19 protein-coding genes are annotated in these 19,163 nt (G+C 72.5%); 10 read left to right on the top strand and 9 right to left on the bottom strand.

What is annotated here, in order from left to right; all coding sequences use genetic code 11:
• Nucleotides 1–3 precede the first annotated feature (3 nt).
• Both AOK15_RS13450 and AOK15_RS13445 read left to right on the top strand, forming a co-directional pair.
• Nucleotides 4–897 (top strand): hypothetical protein, encoded by an 894-nt coding sequence (locus AOK15_RS13450; protein ID WP_157870235.1) that lies wholly within the window; start codon nt 4–6, stop codon nt 895–897.
• A gap of 231 nt (nt 898–1,128) precedes the next feature.
• Complete coding sequence (locus AOK15_RS13445) at nt 1,129–1,569, top strand: protein-tyrosine phosphatase family protein (protein WP_055516244.1); 441 nt, start codon at nt 1,129–1,131, stop codon at nt 1,567–1,569.
• Between the two features lie 659 nt (nt 1,570–2,228).
• On the opposite strand, the gene AOK15_RS13440 is transcribed toward AOK15_RS13445, so the two are convergent.
• The 4 genes from AOK15_RS13440 to AOK15_RS13425 all read right to left on the bottom strand — a co-directional run bounded on the left by AOK15_RS13440 (nt 2,229) and on the right by AOK15_RS13425 (nt 7,898).
• Nucleotides 2,229–2,888 carry a M15 family metallopeptidase gene (locus AOK15_RS13440; protein WP_055516242.1) on the bottom strand — a complete coding sequence of 220 codons (660 nt, stop codon included), beginning with the start codon at nt 2,886–2,888 and terminating at the stop codon, nt 2,229–2,231.
• Nucleotides 2,889–3,298: 410 nt separating this feature from the next.
• Nucleotides 3,299–6,409, bottom strand: coding sequence for an AfsR/SARP family transcriptional regulator (locus tag AOK15_RS13435; RefSeq protein WP_055516240.1), 3,111 nt, complete (start codon nt 6,407–6,409; stop codon nt 3,299–3,301).
• A 212-nt stretch (nt 6,410–6,621) separates the two neighbouring features.
• On the bottom strand, nt 6,622–7,209 hold the full coding sequence (locus tag AOK15_RS13430) for an HD domain-containing protein (RefSeq protein ID WP_055516238.1): 588 nt from the start codon (nt 7,207–7,209) through the stop codon (nt 6,622–6,624).
• The gene (locus AOK15_RS13425) at nt 7,206–7,898 is read right to left on the bottom strand and encodes an antibiotic biosynthesis monooxygenase (RefSeq protein ID WP_079058464.1); all 693 of its coding nucleotides are present in this window, start codon (nt 7,896–7,898) and stop codon (nt 7,206–7,208) included. Before AOK15_RS13425 ends, AOK15_RS13430 begins: the two co-directional genes overlap by 4 nt.
• Nucleotides 7,899–8,188: 290 nt before the next feature.
• Here AOK15_RS13425 and AOK15_RS13420 point away from each other — a divergent pair, with 290 nt between their 5' ends.
• The 4 genes from AOK15_RS13420 to AOK15_RS13405 are packed head-to-tail and all read left to right on the top strand — an operon-like array spanning nt 8,189 to nt 10,626.
• Complete coding sequence (locus AOK15_RS13420) at nt 8,189–8,419, top strand: hypothetical protein (protein WP_055516236.1); 231 nt, start codon at nt 8,189–8,191, stop codon at nt 8,417–8,419.
• A gap of 53 nt (nt 8,420–8,472) precedes the next feature.
• Nucleotides 8,473–9,222 carry a DNA repair protein RecO gene (gene recO / locus AOK15_RS13415; protein ID WP_055516234.1) on the top strand — a complete coding sequence of 250 codons (750 nt, stop codon included), beginning with the start codon at nt 8,473–8,475 and terminating at the stop codon, nt 9,220–9,222.
• Nucleotides 9,223–9,265: 43 nt separating this feature from the next.
• Nucleotides 9,266–10,102: an isoprenyl transferase gene (locus AOK15_RS13410; protein ID WP_055516233.1), complete on the top strand. Its 837-nt coding sequence runs from the start codon at nt 9,266–9,268 to the stop codon at nt 10,100–10,102.
• A gap of 2 nt (nt 10,103–10,104) precedes the next feature.
• Nucleotides 10,105–10,626 (top strand): YcxB family protein, encoded by a 522-nt coding sequence (locus AOK15_RS13405; RefSeq protein WP_055516231.1) that lies wholly within the window; start codon nt 10,105–10,107, stop codon nt 10,624–10,626.
• An 86-nt stretch (nt 10,627–10,712) separates the two neighbouring features.
• Here AOK15_RS13405 and AOK15_RS13400 read toward each other — a convergent pair whose 3' ends face one another.
• The 4 genes from AOK15_RS13400 to AOK15_RS13385 all read right to left on the bottom strand — a co-directional run bounded on the left by AOK15_RS13400 (nt 10,713) and on the right by AOK15_RS13385 (nt 13,912).
• Nucleotides 10,713–11,135 (bottom strand): Fur family transcriptional regulator, encoded by a 423-nt coding sequence (locus tag AOK15_RS13400; protein WP_055516229.1) that lies wholly within the window; start codon nt 11,133–11,135, stop codon nt 10,713–10,715.
• A gap of 70 nt (nt 11,136–11,205) precedes the next feature.
• The gene (locus tag AOK15_RS13395; RefSeq protein WP_055516227.1) at nt 11,206–12,150 is read right to left on the bottom strand and encodes a metal ABC transporter permease; all 945 of its coding nucleotides are present in this window, start codon (nt 12,148–12,150) and stop codon (nt 11,206–11,208) included.
• 12 nt (nt 12,151–12,162) lie between these two features.
• Entirely contained in the window at nt 12,163–12,930 is a 768-nt protein-coding gene (locus AOK15_RS13390; protein ID WP_055516225.1) for a metal ABC transporter ATP-binding protein, read from the bottom strand.
• A 19-nt stretch (nt 12,931–12,949) separates the two neighbouring features.
• The gene (locus tag AOK15_RS13385; RefSeq protein ID WP_055516222.1) at nt 12,950–13,912 is read right to left on the bottom strand and encodes a metal ABC transporter substrate-binding protein; all 963 of its coding nucleotides are present in this window, start codon (nt 13,910–13,912) and stop codon (nt 12,950–12,952) included.
• Between the two features lie 183 nt (nt 13,913–14,095).
• Here AOK15_RS13385 and AOK15_RS13380 point away from each other — a divergent pair, with 183 nt between their 5' ends.
• Nucleotides 14,096–15,478: a glycine--tRNA ligase gene (locus AOK15_RS13380; protein WP_055516221.1), complete on the top strand. Its 1,383-nt coding sequence runs from the start codon at nt 14,096–14,098 to the stop codon at nt 15,476–15,478.
• A gap of 125 nt (nt 15,479–15,603) precedes the next feature.
• Here AOK15_RS13380 and AOK15_RS13375 read toward each other — a convergent pair whose 3' ends face one another.
• Nucleotides 15,604–16,719, bottom strand: a complete 1,116-nt coding sequence (locus AOK15_RS13375; protein WP_055516220.1) for an endonuclease/exonuclease/phosphatase family protein — start codon at nt 16,717–16,719, stop codon at nt 15,604–15,606.
• Between the two features lie 199 nt (nt 16,720–16,918).
• On the opposite strand from AOK15_RS13375, the gene AOK15_RS48785 reads away from it, so the two are divergent.
• From AOK15_RS48785 to AOK15_RS13360, 3 genes are all read left to right on the top strand, one after another.
• Nucleotides 16,919–17,203 carry a DUF4394 domain-containing protein gene (locus AOK15_RS48785; protein WP_420876895.1) on the top strand — a complete coding sequence of 95 codons (285 nt, stop codon included), beginning with the start codon at nt 16,919–16,921 and terminating at the stop codon, nt 17,201–17,203.
• Between the two features lie 115 nt (nt 17,204–17,318).
• Nucleotides 17,319–18,329, top strand: coding sequence for an aldo/keto reductase (locus tag AOK15_RS13365; protein WP_055516217.1), 1,011 nt, complete (start codon nt 17,319–17,321; stop codon nt 18,327–18,329).
• A gap of 26 nt (nt 18,330–18,355) precedes the next feature.
• Nucleotides 18,356–18,943 carry a TetR/AcrR family transcriptional regulator gene (locus AOK15_RS13360; protein WP_055516215.1) on the top strand — a complete coding sequence of 196 codons (588 nt, stop codon included), beginning with the start codon at nt 18,356–18,358 and terminating at the stop codon, nt 18,941–18,943.
• Nucleotides 18,944–19,163: the final 220 nt, after the last annotated feature.

Below are 19,163 nucleotides of genomic sequence, written 5' to 3'. Positions count from 1 at the left end.
CAGATGAGCAAGGTGTGGCAAGGACACGTCATCGAGGGCACGCGCTTCGTGGTCCCGGCGTCCGGTGTGACGCCGAGGCACGTGCTGTGCGCGGTCGGCGTGGGCCTGGATCCCGATGTCATCAGCCGGGTGGTCGAGGAGGCGGGCGGAGGGGACTTCGAACTCGACCAGTTCCAGCAGGAGCCGGACCTCCGTATGCGGGAGGCGTTCGACGCGGCGCTCGCCTCCCGCCAGGTCACCGGCGACGACGGGTTCGGCGAGAGTGACTGGGCCGCGGTGGACGCGCAGGACTCGGTCGCCTACGTCCTGTCGCCGCCGATCTCCCAGGCCACCGGTCTCGACGTGTCCCGCCGGGCGCTGGCCGTGACCGCGGCCCTGCTGGCCAACGGGGCCACCGCGGTGAAGAACGAGTCCAGCGGGGTGGCCTGCGGGCGCGAGCGGTGGCTGGACCTGGCGAGCGAGGCGGCGGCCGCCGAGACCGTGGACGACCTGGCCGGCGCCCTCGTCCGGGCCTGGGTCGTGCCGATGATCTACGACGGGGAGGTCTACTACAGCTGCGGCATGCACCTCCTGGGCGAGGCCGACGTGGAGCTGGCCCACGGAACCACCGGGGTGCCCGAGCCGAAGCTGCTGCTCGACTGGATGGCCACCATGCAGATCGCGTCATACTACCTGCTGACGGAACAGCCGGAGCACGGGGTCCAGAACGGCGAGGGCTTCCGCATCACCCAGGACGCCCCGCGCTGGATCATGAACCGTGTGGAGTGCGAACGGTTCGAGGACGACGACTTCTTCCACAACCCGTACGGCTACTGGCGCCTGACCCCGGCCGCCCGCGGCCCCCAGAGACGGGCGAGGCTCAAGAGGCGCAACCCCCGCACGACCCTTGGAACATGACGGAAGAGGTGAGAGCGGGGAAGGCGTGGAAATCTCCGGGCCACGGGCCACGGGCCGAACGCCGCGGCCTTCTCCGGAGTCTCAGTACCGGCCGGGCACGGAACGCGGTCAGCCTCGCGCGGCCCACCGGCACCAGGGCGTGACGACGATCAGCACACCCATCACCGGCCATTCGCCGGGGCGACCCCCATCCAGCCGACACCGGCCGAGCTGATTTGAGACGCTGACCGGATGACCGACTCCATCGAACCCTGGAGCCCGGACGCCCCCGGCGTGCTGCGGCTGCCGTCCGGGCGGCTCGTGCGCGGGCGGGGGCTGCGGCATCCGCTGCCCGGCGGTCCCGTGCCGACGTACGCGGTGTATCTGCTCGGCAAGGAGCCGCCCGAAGTCCCCTGGGAGGCCCGCTGGTTGCGGTGGCCCGACTTCCGGCTGCCCGCGGACCGGGCGGAGGCGGCGGAGGTGTTCCGGGACGTCCGGGAGCGGGCGGCCGGGGAGCGCGTCGAGGTCGCCTGCGGCGGCGGCCGGGGCCGGACCGGCACCGCGCTCGCCTGCCTGGCGGTCCTGGACGGCGTACCGCCCGAGGAGGCCGTCGCCTATGTGCGCCGGCACTACGACCGGCACGCCGTGGAGACCCCGTGGCAGCGGCGCTACGTACGCCGCTTCCCACCCTGACGCACACGAGGGGCGGCGGCGCGGTCAGGGCCGCCGGGCGCGGAAGCGGAGGCTGCCGCCGCCCTCGTGCACGGCCACGGCAACATCCGTGAAGCCCGCCGCCTCCAGCCGGGCGTGGAGACCGCGTCGCCCGCCGCGGATCGCGGTCGGGTGCCGGCCGTCGCGCGGGACGGCCGGGCATCGCCTTCGGCCAGTGGCGCGAACAGGCCCGGATGCGGGCCGCGATGCCCCTGCTCGCCGAGGGCTCCCCCTGGAGTCCGTCGCGCACCGGGTCGGCCACGCCTCCGCCAGCTCCTTCGCCAGCGCCTTCCACCGCACCATCGGTGTGACCCCGCGTGAGTACTTCCCGGTGCGCCGCTGAGCCGTGCGCCGCTGAGCCGTGCGCGCGGAGCGCGACACCCGCGTCGCGGGCCGGTCGTCGGCGGTCGGCGTCGGGTGGTGTCGGGTGGTGTCGGGTGGCGCCGGGTGGGCTCCGCACACGGCGAGGCCCCCGCCGTCCCTGCCCGCCCCATCCGCAGGGTGCTGCCCATGAGCCCCCGCTACGGGGTTTGCCGCCGAGGCGACAACAGGGGTTCGGGTACAGCCCTCGGGGATGGGACGGGTAGGGACGGCGGGGGCGGGAGAGGGTCCCGGGCCCCCAGGTCCCCGGACCCTCCCGGCTACGGGCCGCCGAACTCGGCCGGCCCGTAGAGCGCGCCGGGCGCCCCGGTCATCAGCGCCCAGTAGCGGTCGCCGTACGACCAGTGCCACCACTCGGTGGGGTAGTTGACCAGTCCGGCCGTGGTGAGCGCCGCCGAGAGGATACGGCGGTTGCCGCGGGCCGCCTCGGAGATGTGCGGCGCGTCGGTGTAGCAGGCGTCGTCGCTCTCCTCGGGGCTGGCGTCGACCGCCGTCCCCATGTCGAGCTCCTCGCCGGTGGCGGTGCACAGGGTCAGATCGACGGCCGCCCCCGCGACATGCGGCCCGATCTCCGGCGGGGAGAGGGAACGGCTGGTCTGCTCGCGCAGATACTCCTCCGGCCAGTCCGGGTTGGCGAGCCGCAACTCGGCCGCGTACGCCTCGAAGTACTCGATCTGCAGGGCCAGCGGCCGGTACCCCTCGGTCACCAGCAGCCGCAGCCCGTCCGGCAGCAGCCGGGCGGCCCTGGCCAGCCGCCAGGCCACACCCTCGCGCAGGTGCGCGAACGCGCCCGCCGCGTCGGCCTGGCGCGGGTCGACCACCACGAAGGGCAGTTCCCTCAGATCGACGAGGGGTTCACCGCAGTCCCGGACCGGGACGCGGGCGACCTCGGGGTCGCTCATCAGGATGATCGAAGGCATGCGTCGTCTTCCACAGGGTCCACGAGTCCCGAGTGCTTCCTGGTCCTCGTACCGGAGGTGTGTCGCGGGGGATGAGGCTGCGCCCCGGGGAGGGACCTGATCCCCTGATGTCCCTCCCCGGGGGCTTCCCCCCTTGAGTGGTGGTCTGTGGCCTGGCGACGGTGGTGCGACCCGCCCGTTCTGCCGTTCCGATCCCACTGTGTTCATGTTCCCGCCGGTCCGTCCCCTGTGCGTTCCGGTGGGCCGACCGGCCGGGCGGTGGTCGCCCGGCCGATCCGTTGTTCCCCCGAGAACCACGAGAATGCCGGGCTCCGCTGGAAGTTCTCTGCAAGTCGGCCGCAAGCGAGTTCAAGCCGCGCCGAAGCAGCCGCCCGGCCCCGCGGCCACCGCCCCGACCGGCCCTGACGGGGCTACGCCGGCGCCCCCGGCCACGGCTCGTACCGCTCCCGGGCCTCGCACGCCTCGAAGACCGCCATGGCCTCCGCGCGCAGCGCGGCGGCGCCCTCCGGGTCGCCGAGGGCCGCCCGCACCGTGGACAGGTTCCGCAGCGCGCGGGCTCGGGGCAGGGGCAGGGCGAGAACCTCCCAGAGGGCCGCCGAGGCGGTCAGCAGAGGGTCCGCGTCCGCCGCCCGGCCCTCGGCGAACGCGCACTCGCCGAGGGTGCGCAGTGTCAGCGCCTCACCGAACCGGTCCTCGTGGACCCGGCAGACCTCCAGGATCTCCCGCAGCTGAGCCTCCGCCTCCCGTGTGTGCCCCAGCCGCAGCCGGGCCTTGGCGCGGGCCCGCAGGGCGTACGCCGCCATGTGCGGGTCACCGAGGGCACGCAGGATCTCCAGCGCCCGCTCGGCCACCCGCGCCGCCTCCTCGTACGCGCCGAGCGAGCGGTGCACCAGGCTGAGGGTGCGCAGCGCCAGCGCCTCACCGCGCCGGCTGCCGAGCCGCCGGTAGGCCCGCAGCGACTCGTCGAGCAGCGGGAACGCCCCTTCCTGGTCGCCGAGTTCGAGCCGTACGGAACCGCCGTAACGGCAGGCGACCCCGACCCCGGTGTCGTCGCCGACCCGCCGGAAGCCGTCGGCCGCGTCGGTCAACGCGCGTTCCGCCTCGCGGAGTTCGCCGACCTCACGGCAGGCGCTGCCCAGCCCGGCGAGCGCGGCGGACCGGCCCCGGACATCGCCGAGTTCGGTGCAGATCCGCTCGGCGGTGCGGAAGTATTCCTGGGCCTCCGCGATCCGGTCCTGCTCGTACCGCAGTTGCCCGAGGCCGATGATCAGCAGGGCCTCGCCCGAGCGGTCCTCGGCGCGGCGGGCCGCGGCGAGCGCGGCGTCATGGCTGCGCCACCACGCGTCGAAGCGGTTCTTGATGGCGAACGAGGAGGAGCACAGGGCCGCCGCCGCCTCACAGGCGAGGGTGTGCAGGCCCATCGCCGCCGCCCGCTCGACCGCTGAGGTCAGAGCGTCGGCCTCCGCGTCGAACCAGGAGAAGGGGTCCTCCAGGGCGAGCCGGGTGGTGCGGGCGCCCACGGGGGGAGGCGCCTCGGCCTGCTCGCCGGCACCGGGTTGCGGGCGCCCCCGCGACGGGGTCGCGCACGGGACGGTCCCACGCCCCTTGAGGGCGAGGCTCTGCCGGAGGACCACCGCGCCCGAGGGCGCCGCCTTCGTCACCCGGTCCATCAGCCACAGCCCCGCGGACAGCGCCCGGCCCACCGCCGCCGTGCGGTCGCCCGGCGGATCCTCCGCCTCGGCGCGCTCGGCGGCGTAGACCCGGACCAGATCGTGGAGGCGATAACGGGGCTGCCCGACATGGTCGGTACCGGGGCAGTCGATCAACTGGGCGTCGAGGAGCCGCTCCAGGATCTCCTCCGCCTCGTCCTCCGAAGTGTCGGCGAGCGCGGCCACCGCCCACACGGCGACATCGGCCGAGCCCAGCGTGGCGATGCGCCGCAGCACCCGGCGCGCGTACTCGTCCAGCGCCTCGTAGCTGAGGCCGAGGCTGGCCCGTACCGCCAGGTCACCGACCGAGAGCTCGTCGAGCCTGCGGTGCTCGTCGGCGAGACGCTCGGCGAGCACCCGGGGCGTCCAGTGCCGCCGCGTCGCCAGCCGGGCGCCCGCGATCCGCAGCGCCAGCGGCAGCCCGCCGCACAGCTCGACGATGCGCCGGGCGGCGGCCTCCTCGCGGGGCTCGCCCGGCGTGCGCTCCGGGCCGGTCACCCGGGTCAGCAGCTCCAGGCCGCGCACGTCGTCCAGCACGCCTAGGTCGGTGCGCCGCGCCCCGATGAGGCCGCCGAGCCGGGCCCGCGAGGTGACCAGCACCCCGCAGGTCGCGCTGCCCGGCAGCAGCGGCCGGACCTGCGCCTCGCCGCCCGCGTCGTCCAGCACCAGCAGGATCCGCCGCCCGGCGACCAGGGAGCGGAACAGATCGCCGCGCTCCGCGGTGTCCTCCGGCGGATCGGCGCCGAGGGCCCGCAGCAGCCGGCCCAGCACCTCGGCGGGCGGCACGGGCTCGCTGAAACCGTGGAGTTCGGCGTAGAGCTGCCCGTCGGGGTACGCGCCCGCCACCCGGTGCGCGGCCTGCACCGCGAGCGCCGACTTCCCGACCCCGGCGGCCCCCGACACCACCACGACGGGCATGGCCTCCCGCTCCCCGGACAACCCCGCGACGACCGCCGCCAGTTCCTCCTCGCGCCCGGTGAAGTCCCCGATGGCGGGCGGCAGGAGGGACACCGTCCGGGGCACGGCGGCGCCCCGCGAGGCGGCGGCCGTGGTGCCGGGCGCCAACAGCTCCGGATCGGCCCGCAGGATCGCCGCGTACAGCCCGGTCAGTTCCGGGCCGGGGTCCAGGCCCAGCTCCTCGGCGAGCACCGCCCGCCCCTCCGCGTGGACGGCCAGCGCGTCCGCCTGCCGGCCCAGCCGGTACAGCCCCAGCATCAGCTGCCCGCGCAGCCGCTCCCATGTCGGATGCGCCCCCACCAGCGCGGTCAGCTCGGTGACCAGCTCCGCCTCGTGGCCCCCGGCCTCCAGCTCCGCGGCGATACGTTCCTCCAGCGCCGCCTGCCGGGCCTCCTCCAGCCGCCCGGCCTCACCCCGCAGCGCGTCCCCGACCCCGCCGAGCGCCGGACCGCGCCACAGCGCCGCCGCCGCCCGCAGCAGCAGCGCCGCACCCTCGTGATCGCCCGCGGCGGCGGCCTGCCGGCCCTCCGCCGTCAGCGCCTCGAACTCCGCCAGGTCGACCCGCCCGACCCCGAGCCGCAGCAGATACCCGGGCGGCCGCGTCTCGATCGCGTCCGCCGCGTCCGCGGGCAGTGCCCGCCGCAGCGCCGACACATACGTCTGCACCAGCGCCCGCGCGGTGTCCGGGGGGTCCTCCCCCCACACCGCGTCCACCAGCACGTCCGCGGGCACCACCTGCCCGGCCCGCAGCAGCAGCACGGCCAGCAGCGCACGCGGCTTGGGGCCGCCCAGCCGCAGAGGTCTCCCCGCATGCCACGCCTCGACCGGGCCGAGCAGTCGGAATTCCAGCTCCACGGGTCCCCATCTTCCGTGCCGTCGGACCGCCGGGACAGCGGCTGCTCACGCAACGTTCGACGCTCATGTACGCCGAGTGGTTTCCCAGGACGCATGATGCGCCAGAGAGTTGTCGTAAAACGGGGCGAGCACAGGGAATCTTAGGTGGACGGCACGGAGATTCGACATGTCCTCGTGGGCGAGCTGTGCGAGTGATGTGGCGGAGGCGGGGATTACGGGCGTACGGGATACGCCGCCTGGAACGCGAGCCTCCGCTCCGCGTCGGCGCCCAGGGCCGAGAGCAGGTCGTCGAGGGCCAGGAACTCCTCCCACACGGGACGCCCGCTCGCCCCGGCCAGCCGGCCGACCACCAGGTCCTCCAGCCCGGACACCCTTTTGTTCTTCCACACCTTGTCGGCCAGGGCGACCAGCAGGTCCTCGAACCCCACGTCCGGGTCCGCCGCCCACGCGGCATGGGTCCCCGCGAACCGGGCCAGTTCCGGCTCGACCCCGCGCTCCAGCAGCATCCGGCGTCCGGCCTCCTCGTGCGCGGAGCCGGGGCCGGACAACTCCTCGACGTGCGCCGTCTTCCCGATGTCGTGCGTGGCCGCCCCGAACAGCACGGCCGCCCGGTCGAACGGCAGCCCCGTGTACCGCCGCTCCACCCAGTCGGCCAGCTCGAACGCCACATCGTGCACGAGCCGGAGGTGCGCGGCGAGCCGGGGCGGCGCCCCGAGGTCGCGCAGCAGGGCGGCGGCCCGCTCGGGCAGGGGCCGCAGGGCGGGCTCGGCGGCGACGGTCAGCGGATCGGCGGCGGTCACGCGGGCCAGTGTGCGTCATCGTGCGGACTAGGGCCCTTCTGACGGATCTCCGTGGGTGAAGGAGCGGCGTTCGTGCGGCGAGAGTGCGTGCCGGCGTCGCGACGCCGCGGAGATCCGTCAGAAGAGCCCTGGGGCGACGGATACAGCCATCTGCGCAGCAGCCGACTGAGGAACGGCATGACCACGAACGTCAGCGTCGGCAGCAGGATCAGGGGGAAGATCGCCGCGCGCAACGGCAGCGGCCAGCCGGCGGTGTGCGGGGCCACCAGCCACTGGATGAGCAGCGTGAACGGATACGCGCCCAGGAACGTCGTCAGCGCCATCTTCCAGCGCGGCGGGGCCGGCCCGTTCGTGCCCGGCAGATCGAACCAGGTCTCCATGCCGGTGGTGGACTGCCGTTCACTGCTCACCTCCGTGGCGACGCCGTCGATGCGCGCATGCCAGCGCGCCCGCTCGTCGGAGGCCAGCCAGGCGCCCAGCCGCCGCGGGTCGGAGAAGCGCAGCACCGCGTGGAACCGGTGCCCCTCCTCGGGCCGCAGCCAGGCGACGCCCTCGTTGCCGGGGAACCGGGAGGCGCTGCGCGTGACGCCCTTGGTCCACTCCTCGAAGACGTTCTCCTTGCCCGGCCGGACCTGCCAGGTGAACACGGTGGTGACGGGCTCGTCGCGCCGGACTCGCGAGGTCTGCATGAGGACGAGGTGCCACGCCCGGCGCCGATCATGCCTCGCCGACGGCTCCCGCGGGCGTGGGGCACAGACTCCTGCCGAGTCTAGACACAGCAGGTCACCGGAAGGATGCGAAGAGTGAAACTCGATGCGGCGGGGGTAGCACCGTGAAGGCAATGGGCGAAGGGCTCGGGGGACGAGACCCGGCGCGGTGCGTCGAGTGAGGCGGAGGACACGGTGGAGGAATTGCGGCGGGGACCCGCGAGAAGCGCGGGAGCACGGCCCGCGCCCCGGCATCCGGCGGCGGCCCCGCGGTGAACGGCAACGGCAAGAAGCCGCCGATCGGCACCTACGCGGTGGACACCCGCACCGGGCAGGTCGGCCTGGTCATGGGCCACGAGGGGCCCTATGTCCAGCTGCGACCCGTGGGCGGCGGACGGGAGTGGGACTGCCCGCCCCGGTCCGTACGGGCCGCGACGGCGATGGAGCGGCTGTGCGCCGCGACCGCCCACGAGAACGCCCGCAGCTGTGGGGAGGTCCCTTGAAGTACGGCCCCTGAGCGGTCCGCCGCGGCGCCGTCGTAGGCGAGAATGGGCCCATGAGTCTGTTCCGCGACGACGGCATCGTGCTGCGCACCCAGAAGCTGGGCGAGGCGGACCGGATCATCACGCTGCTCACCCGCGGTCACGGACGCGTACGGGCCGTGGCCCGGGGGGTGCGGCGCACCAAGTCGAAGTTCGGGGCGCGGCTGGAGCCGTTCTCCCATGTGGACGTGCAGTTCTTCGCGCGGGGCAGCGAGCTGATCGGCCGCGGGCTGCCCCTGTGCACGCAGAGCGAGACGATCGCCCCCTACGGCGGCGGCATCGTCACCGACTACGCCCGCTACACCGCCGGGACGGCCATGCTGGAGACGGCCGAGCGGTTCACCGACCACGAGGGCGAGCCCGCCGTGCAGCAGTACCTGCTGCTCGTCGGCGGCCTGCGCACCCTCGCCCGCGGCGAACACGCCCCGCATCTCGTCCTCGACGCCTTCCTGCTGCGCTCCCTCGCCGTCAACGGCTACGCCCCCACCTTCGGCGACTGCGCCAAGTGCGGTCTGCCCGGACCCAATCGGTTCTTCTCGGTGGGGGCCGGGGGCTCCGTCTGCGTGGACTGCCGGGTGCCCGGCAGCGTCGTACCCTCTGCGCAGGCCCTGGAACTCCTCGGCGCGCTGCTGACGGGGGACTGGGCGACCGCGGACGCCGCTGAGCCGCGGTACGTCAGGGAGGGGAGCGGACTGGTGTCCGCCTATCTGCACTGGCATCTGGAGCGCGGTCTGCGCTCCCTTCGGTACGTGGAAAAGTCCTGAGCGGCCACAGCGCCGCAAGCATCACGGAGGAGACGAGAAGCACATGGTGGTACGCGGGTTCCTGGGGCGTCAGCGCCGCGAGTACAAGACGCCCGAGCCGCACCCGTCCGGTGCCCGCGCGCCCAAGCTCCCCGGCGAACTCGTCCCCCGGCACGTGGCGATCGTCATGGACGGCAACGGCCGCTGGGCCAAGGAGCGGGGGCTGCCGCGCACCGAGGGCCACAAGGTCGGCGCCGAGCGCGTCCTCGACGTCCTCCAGGGCTCGATCGAGATCGGTGTGCGCAACATCTCCCTCTACGCCTTCTCCACCGAGAACTGGAAGCGCTCGCCCGACGAGGTCCGCTTCCTGATGAACTTCAACCGCGACTTCATCCGCAAGACCCGCGACCAGCTCGACGAACTCGGCATCCGGGTCCGCTGGGTGGGCCGGATGCCCAAGCTGTGGAAGTCCGTCGCCAAGGAACTCCAGGTCGCCCAGGAGCAGACCAAGGGCAACGACCTGCTGACCCTGTACTTCTGCATGAACTACGGCGGCCGCGCCGAGATCGCCGACGCCGCGCAGGCCCTCGCCGAGGACATCCGGGCCGGCCGCCTCGACCCCTCCAAGGTCACCGAGAAGACCTTCGCGAAGTACCTGTACTACCCCGACATGCCGGACGTCGACCTGTTCCTGCGGCCCAGTGGCGAGCAGCGCACCTCCAACTACCTGCTCTGGCAGAGCGCGTATGCGGAGATGGTCTTCCAGGACGTCCTGTGGCCGGACTTCGACCGCCGCGACCTGTGGCGCGCCTGCGTGGAGTTCGCCTCCCGCGACCGCCGCTTCGGCGGTGCCATCCCGAACGAGGAACTGCTGGCCATGGAAGGGCGACAGGAGGACTGACCGTGGCCGAGGCCGGTGGGGAGCACGTCGAGCTGGTGTACCGCGCGACGGTCGGGGACTTCCGTGAGGCGCTGCGCGTCGCCACGCGCGCCTCGGCCGCCGGCCGCTGGGGGCGGGGACTGCTGATCTTCGCGGCGGGCGCGGGCGCCCTCGTCACGGCGGTCTCGCTGGCGCTCGGCGACACCCCGGGCGCCCAGGCCCTCGTGGGCCTGGCCGCCGCCCTCGTCGGTCTGGTCGTCCTGCCCCGGGCCCAGGCCCGCCGTCTGCACCGCCGGGCGGCGGCCAGGGGCGTGCACCGCACGGTGCTGGACCTCTGGGGCGTGACGACCACCACGGAGGACCGGGGCGCGCCCCGTATGTCCCGCTGGAGCGAGATCACCCGCTACGCGGAGACCCGCGGCACCTTCGTCCTCCTGGACGCGCACGCGTACGCCCCGGCGCCCATCCTGCTCCCGAAGCGGGTCACAGGAGATGTGGAGGCTCTCCGGGCACTTCTGGACCAGAGGCTCGGCTCGCCCACCTGACAGGGGCGCGGGGAACTGCGCGCCCAGCCCCCACGAACCCGCGGTCGCGAACGGTGCTTATTCGGCACTCACGACGCGAACGCTGCTCACTCGGCACCCGCGGACGCGCGAGCGCACTCCGCGCACGTGCCGAAGATCTCCACCGTGTGGGCCACGTTCACGAACCCGTGCTCCGCCGCGATCGCGTCGGCCCACTTCTCCACCGCGGGCCCCTCGACCTCGACGGCCTTGCCGCACATGCGGCAGACCAGGTGGTGATGGTGCTCGCCGGTGGAGCACCGCCGGTACACGGACTCCCCGTCGGACGTCCGCAGGACGTCGACCTCGCCCGCGTCCGCGAGGGACTGCAACGTGCGGTACACGGTGGTGAGCCCCACCGAGTCGCCACGGTGCTTCAGCATGTCGTGGAGTTCCTGCGCGCTGCGGAACTCGTCGACCTCGTCGAGTGCCGCGGCCACGGCGGCCCGCTGCCGGGTGGAACGACCTCGTACAGGTCCAGCGGTCGTCACCGTTGCCTCCTCACGTCGCGGTCTTGCCGGGCCATTGTGCCAGCCCGGCGGCACCCCGGTCAGACGCCGGTCACCCGGCGGACCCCTCGGCGGAGCCCCGGCTGGCCGGAACCGTGTCCCTGGCGACCCCCGCCCCGGTGGCCTCGGCGGCCTCCGGGATCACACACTCGGCGGGGTCGGCCGCGGCCGTCACCGCCGCCTTCGCGCGCCGCCGGGCGAGCGGTGTCGCCAGCGCCGTGAGCAGCATGAACGCGGCGATGGCGAGCAGCACGATCGTCGCGCCGGGCGGCACGTCCTGGTAGTACGAGGTGACGGTGCCGCCGATCGTCACGGTCACCCCGATCGCCACGGCGAGCGCGAACGTCGCCGCGAAGCTGCGGGTGAGCTGCTGCGCGGCCGCGACCGGCACCACCATCAGCGCGGAGACCAGCAGCAGGCCGACGACGCGCATGGCGACCGTCACGGTCACCGCCGCCGTGACCGCTGTGAGCAGGTTCAGGGCCCGCACCGGCAGACCGGTGACCCGCGCGAACTCCTCGTCCTGGCTCACCGCGAACAGCTGCCGGCGCAGCGCCAGCGTCATCACGATCACGAACGCGGCGAGGACGCAGATCGCGGTGATGTCCTCCTGCGACACCGTCGACAGCGAGCCGAACAGGAACGACATCAGGTTGGCGTTGGTGCCGCCGGGCGCGAGGTTGATGAGCATCACACCGCCGGCCATGCCGCCGTAGAAGAGCATGGCGAGGGCGATGTCGCCGCGGGTCCTGCCGTACCAGCGGATCAGCTCCATCAGCACCGCGCCCAGCACGGACACCAGGGTCGCCATCCACACCGGCGACCAGGACAGCAGGAAGCCGAGGCCGACGCCGGTCATCGCGACATGGCCGATGCCGTCGCCCATGAGGGCCTGGCGGCGCTGGACGAGGTAGACGCCGATCGCGGGGGCGGTGATGCCGACGAGGACGGCGGCGAGCAGGGCCCGCTGCATGAAGGCGTAGTTCAGGAATTCCATGATGGGGCCTTCTCAGCTCAGCAGACCCGTGCGGACCGGTTCGGTGCCGGGCGCCGCGTGCGGGTGTACGTGGTCGTGGCCGGGCAGCGCGTGCTGACCGACCGCCTTCGGGGGCGGGCCGTCGTGCAGGACACAGCCGTCGCGCAGGACGACCGCGCGGTCGATCAGCGGCTCCAGCGGACCGAGCTCGTGCAGGACGAGCAGCACGGTGGTGCCGCGGGCGACCTCGCCCCGCAGGGTGCGCGCCAGCACCTCCTGGCTGGCGAGGTCGACGCCCGCCATCGGCTCGTCCATGATCAGCAGCTCGGGTTCGGAGGCGAGGGCGCGGGCGATGAGGACGCGCTGGTGCTGGCCGCCGGAGAGGGCGTTCACCGAGTCCTTGGCCCGGTCGGCGAGGCCGACGAGGTCGATCGCCCGGCGGATCGCCTCGTGGTCGGCCCTGCGGAGGATGCCGAGGCGGGCGCGGGAGAGCCGGCCGGAGGCGACGACCTCCGTCACCGTCGCGGGCACGCCGCCCGCGGCGGTGGTGCGCTGCGGTACGTAGCCGAGCCGCCGCCAGTCGCGGAAGCGGCGCCGGGGGGTGCCGAACAGTTCGATCTCGCCGTCGGTGACGGGTACCTGGCCGATCACGGTGCGCACGGCGGTGGACTTGCCGGAACCGTTGGCGCCGAGCAGGGCGACGACCTCACCGCGGTTCACGGTGAGGTCGATGCCGCGCAGGACCGTGCGCGAGCCCAGTTCGGCGCGTACCCCGCGCAGCGAGATGACGGGCTCGGTCATGCCTGCATCCTCCGGATGGTCACTTGGCTCCCAGGGCCGTCTGGAGCGCCTTGAGATTGGCTTCCTGGACCGAGAAGTAGTCCTTGCCGCGGGACTTCTCGGTGATGCCCTCGATCGGGTCGAGGACGTCGGTCCGCAGCCCGGCGTCGGCGGCGATGGTCTTCGCGGTCTTGTCGCTGACCAGTGTCTCGTAGAAGACGGTGGTGACGCCGTCGGCCTTCGCCATCTTCTCCAGTTCGCGGACGCGGGCGCCGCTCGGCTCGGACTCGGGGTCGAGGCCGGAGATGGCCTCCTCGACGAGGCCGTAGCGCTCGGCGAGGTAGCCGAAGGCGGCGTGGGTGGTGATGAACACCTTGGTCTTCGTGTTCTTCAGGCTGTTCTCGTACTGGTCGTTCAGCGCGCCGAGCTTCTCGACGACGGCCTCGGTGTTGGTCTTGTACGTGGAGGCGTGGTCCGGGTCGGCCTTCTCGAAGGCGGCGCCGACGCCCTTGGCGATCTCGGCGTACTTCACCGGGTCGAGCCAGACGTGGGGGTCCTTGCCGGACAGTTCCTCGTGCTCGTGGTCGTCGTGCTCGGCGGCGTGCCCGCCGACCTCGTCGCCGTGCTCCTCCAGGGAGGTCAGGGAGGCGGCGTCGATCTTCGTCTTGATCTCCGACTGGTCGACGGCGTCGTCGACGGCGGGCTGGAGGCCCTTGAGGTACAGGACGGCGTCCGACTCCTGGAGCTGCGCGGTCTGCCGCGCGCTGATCTCCAGGTCGTGGGGCTCCTGGCCGGGCTCGGTGAGGTTGGTGACGTTCACGTACTCCCCGCCGATCTGCTCGGCGAGGAAGGCCATCGGGTAGAACGACGCGACGACGTCGAACTTGTCCGTGTTGCCCGCGGCGGCGCTGTCGGTGGAGCAGGCCGAAAGGGTCGTGAGGCTCAGGGCGGCGGCCGCGGTCGCCGCCGCGGGTATCAGGAGTCGTCGTCGTACTACGTTCATGACAGTCATTTTCAGCTTTTCTGGAAACGATTGTCAACAAGCCTGTTGGTAAGCCCTGGGTAAGGCCTATGTCCGTTCTGGCCCCGAACCGATTTGATTGGAGGGCAGTCTCCGCCGGTAACCTGAGGCATTCGCTCTGAAGCGCATCGCTTCGTCGCCCGTCGTCGTAATGAAGAGAGCACCGTGGCCGCCGACAAGATCGACACCATCGTCAGCCTGAGCAAGCGCCGTGGCTTCGTATTCCCGTGCAGCGAGATCTACGGCGGCCAGCGTGCCGCCTGGGACTACGGACCGCTGGGTGTCGAGCTCAAGGAGAACCTCAAGCGCCAGTGGTGGCGCTACATGGTGACGTCGCGCGAGGACGTGGTCGGTCTCGACTCGTCCGTCATCCTGGCCTCCGAGGTCTGGGTCGCCTCCGGCCACGTCGCCACCTTCTCCGACCCGCTCACCGAGTGCACCTCCTGTCACAAGCGGTTCCGCGCGGACCACCTGGAGGAGGCGTTCGAGGCGAAGAAGGGCCGCCTGCCGGAGAACGGCCTCGCGGACATCAACTGCCCGAACTGCGGCACCAAGGGCCAGTTCACCGAGCCCAAGCAGTTCTCGGGTCTGCTCTCCACGCACCTCGGCCCCACCCAGGACACCGGCTCGATCGCGTACCTGCGCCCCGAGACCGCCCAGGGCATCTTCACCAACTTCGCCCAGGTGCAGACCACTTCGCGCAAGAAGCCCCCGTTCGGCATCGCGCAGATGGGCAAGTCCTTCCGCAACGAGATCACGCCCGGCAACTTCATCTTCCGCACCCGCGAGTTCGAGCAGATGGAGATGGAGTTCTTCGTCAAGCCGGGCGAGGACGAGAAGTGGCAGGAGTACTGGATGCAGGAGCGGTGGAACTGGTACACCGGCCTGGGTCTGCGTGAGGAGAACATGCGGTGGTACGAGCACCCGAAGGAGAAGCTCTCCCACTACTCCAAGCGCACCGCCGACATCGAGTATCGCTTCCAGTTCGGCGGCAACGAGTGGGGTGAGCTGGAGGGCGTCGCCAACCGCACGGACTACGACCTCACCGCGCACTCCAAGGCCTCCGGCCAGGACCTCGTCTACTTCGACCAGGAGCTCGGCGAGAAGTACACCCCGTACGTCATCGAGCCCGCCGCCGGTGTCGGCCGCACGATGCTGGCGTTCCTGCTCGACGCGTACACCGAGGACGAGGCACCCAACGCCAAGGGCAAGATGGAGAAGCGGACGGTGCTCCGCCTCGACCACCGGATCGCCCCGGTGAAGGTCGCGGTCCTGCCCCTGTCCCGCAACCCCGAGCTGTCCCCGAAGGCCAAGGGGCTCGCGCAGGCGCTGCGGCAGCACTGGAACATCGAGTTCGACGACGCGGGTGCGATCGGTCGCCGCTACCGCCGTCAGGACGAGATCGGTACGCCGTACTGCGTGACCGTGGACTTCGACACGCTCGACGACAACGCGGTGACGGTGCGCGAGCGTGACTCGATGAAGCAGGAGCGGGTGTCGCTGGACCAGATCGAGGGGTACCTCGCGGCGCGCCTCATCGGCTGCTAGGTCGTTTCCCGCGGGTCGGCGTCCGCCCGGCTCGTGACTTCGGCCGGCCGCGGGTTCGCCCGTGGCCGGCCGCGCAGTTCCCCGCGCCCCTACCGGGGCCGGGGAACTGTTCGTTTCACCAGGTCCTAGAGGTCCAGATCCGCGAACAGGGCCGCGTGGTCCGAGGCCTGGTCGATCTTCGAGGTGACCGTGGTGAAGGACGGGAAGGTCCTGGGGGCCCAGATGCCCCGGCGTTCCACGTCCACATGGGTCACTGTGTCCCACAACTCCGGGGAGAACAGCAGGTAGTCGAGCTTCTGCTCGTCACTCTTGCCGGTGCCGTGGGTGCCCGGCAGGACCCCTTCGTAGCTGTCGTGGGTCATGGCCTCGCGCAGGCCCGCGTCGAGGAGGAGCTTGACGGGGGCGCTGTCCAGGGAGTCGTTGAGGTCACCGGCGACGACGACTCGGGGCGAACGGTCCAGCGCCGCCTCGTAGATCTCCCGGACGCGCCGGGCCTGGGCCTTGCGGCGCCTGTCGTTCTCCGAGGCGCGGCCGAAGCCCTTGCTCTTGAAGTGGTTGCCGAGGACCCACAGGGGTTCGCCCACGACGTCGATCTCGAACTCGGGGCAGTCCCGGCTGAACACCGGCTGCCCGGACTCGCCCGGGTCGAAGATGTGCGTCCGCACGGACGTGATCGGGAACCGGCTGAGGACGCCCACGTCGATGCCCCGGTTGTCGTTGCCGTCGACCAGCAGGTTGTACGGGTAGGGGCGGTTGCCCAACGCTCCGCCCAGGACCCGGGAGTTGAAGCGGTCCAGGGTGATGCGGTCCTCCACCTCGACGGTGAGGAGGATGTCCGCGTCGACCTCCGCCATCACCCGGGCGGTGTTCTCCACGGCCTGCCAGCTGAGGTCGCCGCGCGTCATCTCCGCCCAACCCGCCCACTTCGAGCGGCCCTTGGCGACGATCCGGATACCTGAGCCGCCCGACGGTCCGACCGTGAACAACTTGGCGCCGCCCCGCGGCTGGTTGACGAGGAACGGGTGGTCGCCGCTCCCGGACGGGTCGTGGGCGCCGTGATTCACGATCAGTTCGGCGATCCGCTCCTTGTCCGCCTCCTGGTAGATGTCCTTGTCGAGGAGGGCGACCAGTTCGTTGAAGTCGTCCAGGATCTCCTTGCGCCGCTCGGGGTCCTGGAGGCCGAACACCTTCGGCCGACGGAAGAGGTTCTCGGCGTTGAACGTGGCGATGCGGATCGTCATGCGCCCTCCAGGGAGCCGCGCGGCCGATGCCGGGCGCGAGACCGCGCGCCGACCCTTCGCATGGTCCGATTGTCGGAGAGCGGACGAACCGTGTCCAACGGAACGTCAGGGCGACTTCCACCGGTTCCCGACGCCGATGCCTGCCGACGCCCGCCGAGGCTCGCCGGCGCCCGCCGACGGTCGGCTACGCACGTCGGCCATGCGCAGGCAGACCGTCATCGGCGTACTCACCATGGTCGTCGCGGCGGTCGTGGTCGGCGTGGTCGTCGTGGCGCGGGTGTCGGGCGGGCTGAAGGCTGTCGGGCTCACGAGGGGGGTGCCGGGGCCGCCAAGGTCTCGCGGCTCTCAGCGGCCTCCGGGCCGCTCGTACGGCGTCGACTTCGACCCGGCAGCCGACCGGCTCCGGGTGATCGGCGACATCGGGCAGAACCTCCGCCCCGACCTCGACGACCCGCAGCGCGCCCCGGCCGCGGCCCGACGGTGACCTGCCGGCCGGGCGGGCGAGCGCGCCGGGGAGTTTCCCGAGAGTGGGACCAGCGACTGACAAATGACAGCTGACAGATATTGAAATCTGTCAGCTGTCATGTCAAGGTGGTGGCATGACGACAGGAACACGCACCCTCGGAACCACCGGCCCCCAGGTCTCCGCCCTCGGCCTCGGCTGCATGGGTATGTCCGCGCTGTACGGCGGGGCCGACCGGGCCGAGTCCATCGCCACCCTCCACGCGGCTCTCGAAGCCGGGGTGACCCTGCTCGACACCGGCGACTTCTACGGAATGGGCCACAACGAGCTGCTGATCGGCGAGGCCCTGCGCGCCGCGCCGGCCGCGCACCGGGAACAGGCCCTGATCAGCGTCAAGTTCGGGGCGCTGCGCGACCCGGACGGCGCCTGGGCCGGCTACGACGGCCGGCCCGCGGCCGTGAAGAACTTCGCCGCCTACTCGCTCCAGCGGCTCGGCACGGACCACATCGACGTCTACCGGATCGCCCGCGTCGACCCCGACGTCCCGATCGAGGAGACGGTCGGCGCGATCGCCGAACTCGTCGAGCGGGGCTACGTCCGCCACATCGGCCTCAGCGAGGTCGGCGCGGAGACGCTCCGCCGGGCCGCCGCCACCGCCCCCATCACCGACCTCCAGATCGAGTACTCCCTCATCTCGCGCGGCATCGAGGACGAGATCCTCCCCACCGCCCGCGCACTGGGCGTCGCCGTCACGGCGTACGGGGTCCTCTCCCGCGGTCTGATCTCCGGCCACTTCACCCCCGACCGGCAGCTCGCGGCCGGGGACTTCCGCTCCTTCTCGCCCCGCTTCCAGGGCGACAACCTCCGGCACAACCTGGACCTGGTCGAGGCGCTGCGGAAGATCGCCGAGCAGAAGGGCGTGACCGTCGCGCAGATCGCGATCGCCTGGGTCCTCTCACGCGGCGAGGACATCGTGCCGCTGGTGGGTGCCCGCCGCCGCGACCGGCTGGCCGAGGCGCTGGGCGCGCTGGAGGTGCGGCTGGACCAGGCCGACCTGGCGGCGATCGAGGAGGCCGTCCCGGTCGGCGCGGCGGCGGGCGACCGCTACCCGTCGGCCCAGATGGCACACCTCGACAGCGAGCGCTGAATCCGGCTCCGGGTACGGTTCCGGATATGACGCCCAGCACCGAGACCCTGACCGCCGAGCGGATCCTCGAAGCGACCGAGGAGGTCCTGCGCCGCCACGGCCCGGCCAAGGCCACCGTGGTCGACGTGGCCCGCGCGCTCGGCGTCAGCCACGGCAGCGTCTACCGCCACTTCCGGACGAAGGCGGCGCTGCGGGAGGCGGTCACCAAGCGGTGGCTGGACCGTACGTCCGCGTCCCTGACCGACGTCGCCGCCGAGGCACGCGACCCGGAGGCCCGGCTGCGCGACTGGCTCGCCGCCCTCTTCACGGCCAAGCGGCGCAAGGCGGGCGACGACCCCGAGCTGTTCGCCACCTACCTGGTGCTGACCGGCGAGAACGTCGAGGCCGTCGGCGCCCACATCACCGACCTGACCGGGCAGCTGACCCGGATCATCCGCGACGGGGCGGACACCGGTGCCTTCACCGCCACCGACCCGGCGACCACCGCCCGCGCCGTCTTCCACGCCACCGCCCGCTTCCACGACCCCGGCTACGCCCAGGACTGGGACCAGCCGGACATCGAGGCCCAGTTCGAGGCCGTCGTGGACCTGGTGGTCCGGGGGTTGAGGGCCTGAGGGTCTGAGGGGGGAGGGTCGGGGGTGGCGTTAGGCGTCCGGATCAGGGCGCCCGGCGCTCGACATCCGGCTCGGGGCGCTCGCCGCCCGTCGCCCGGCCTCCGGCTTCGGGGGTCCTACGCCCGGTGCCCGGCCTCCGGCTTTGGGGGTCCTTGATGTCCGGCGTCCGCTCGGGGCCCTCGCCGCCCGTCGCCCGGCCTCCGGCTTTGGCGTCCTACGC

Origin of the sequence: Streptomyces ossamyceticus (genome assembly GCF_001418475.1) — a bacterium.
Classification (GTDB): Bacteria; Actinomycetota; Actinomycetes; order Streptomycetales; family Streptomycetaceae; genus Streptomyces; species Streptomyces ossamyceticus.
The sequence above is the reverse complement of the archived record's forward strand: the minus strand, read 5'-3'. Positions and strand labels throughout refer to the sequence as shown.

Excerpts from the sequence above, each read along its gene's own strand:
- AOK15_RS13450 (WP_157870235.1), top strand. The coding sequence starts at position 4 with ATGAGCAAGGTGTGGCAAGGACACGTCATCGAGGGCACGCGCTTCGTG.
- AOK15_RS13445 (WP_055516244.1), top strand. The coding sequence starts at position 1,129 with ATGACCGACTCCATCGAACCCTGGAGCCCGGACGCCCCCGGCGTGCTG.
- AOK15_RS13440 (WP_055516242.1), bottom strand. The coding sequence starts at position 2,888 with ATGCCTTCGATCATCCTGATGAGCGACCCCGAGGTCGCCCGCGTCCCG.
- AOK15_RS13425 (WP_079058464.1), bottom strand. The coding sequence starts at position 7,898 with ATGCAGACCTCGCGAGTCCGGCGCGACGAGCCCGTCACCACCGTGTTC.
- recO (WP_055516234.1), top strand. The coding sequence starts at position 8,473 with ATGAGTCTGTTCCGCGACGACGGCATCGTGCTGCGCACCCAGAAGCTG.
- AOK15_RS13410 (WP_055516233.1), top strand. The coding sequence starts at position 9,266 with ATGGTGGTACGCGGGTTCCTGGGGCGTCAGCGCCGCGAGTACAAGACG.
- AOK15_RS13395 (WP_055516227.1), bottom strand. The coding sequence starts at position 12,150 with ATGGAATTCCTGAACTACGCCTTCATGCAGCGGGCCCTGCTCGCCGCC.
- AOK15_RS13390 (WP_055516225.1), bottom strand. The coding sequence starts at position 12,930 with ATGACCGAGCCCGTCATCTCGCTGCGCGGGGTACGCGCCGAACTGGGC.
- AOK15_RS13385 (WP_055516222.1), bottom strand. The coding sequence starts at position 13,912 with ATGAACGTAGTACGACGACGACTCCTGATACCCGCGGCGGCGACCGCG.
- AOK15_RS13375 (WP_055516220.1), bottom strand. The coding sequence starts at position 16,719 with ATGACGATCCGCATCGCCACGTTCAACGCCGAGAACCTCTTCCGTCGG.
- AOK15_RS48785 (WP_420876895.1), top strand. The coding sequence starts at position 16,919 with ATGCGCAGGCAGACCGTCATCGGCGTACTCACCATGGTCGTCGCGGCG.
- AOK15_RS13365 (WP_055516217.1), top strand. The coding sequence starts at position 17,319 with ATGACGACAGGAACACGCACCCTCGGAACCACCGGCCCCCAGGTCTCC.
- AOK15_RS13360 (WP_055516215.1), top strand. The coding sequence starts at position 18,356 with ATGACGCCCAGCACCGAGACCCTGACCGCCGAGCGGATCCTCGAAGCG.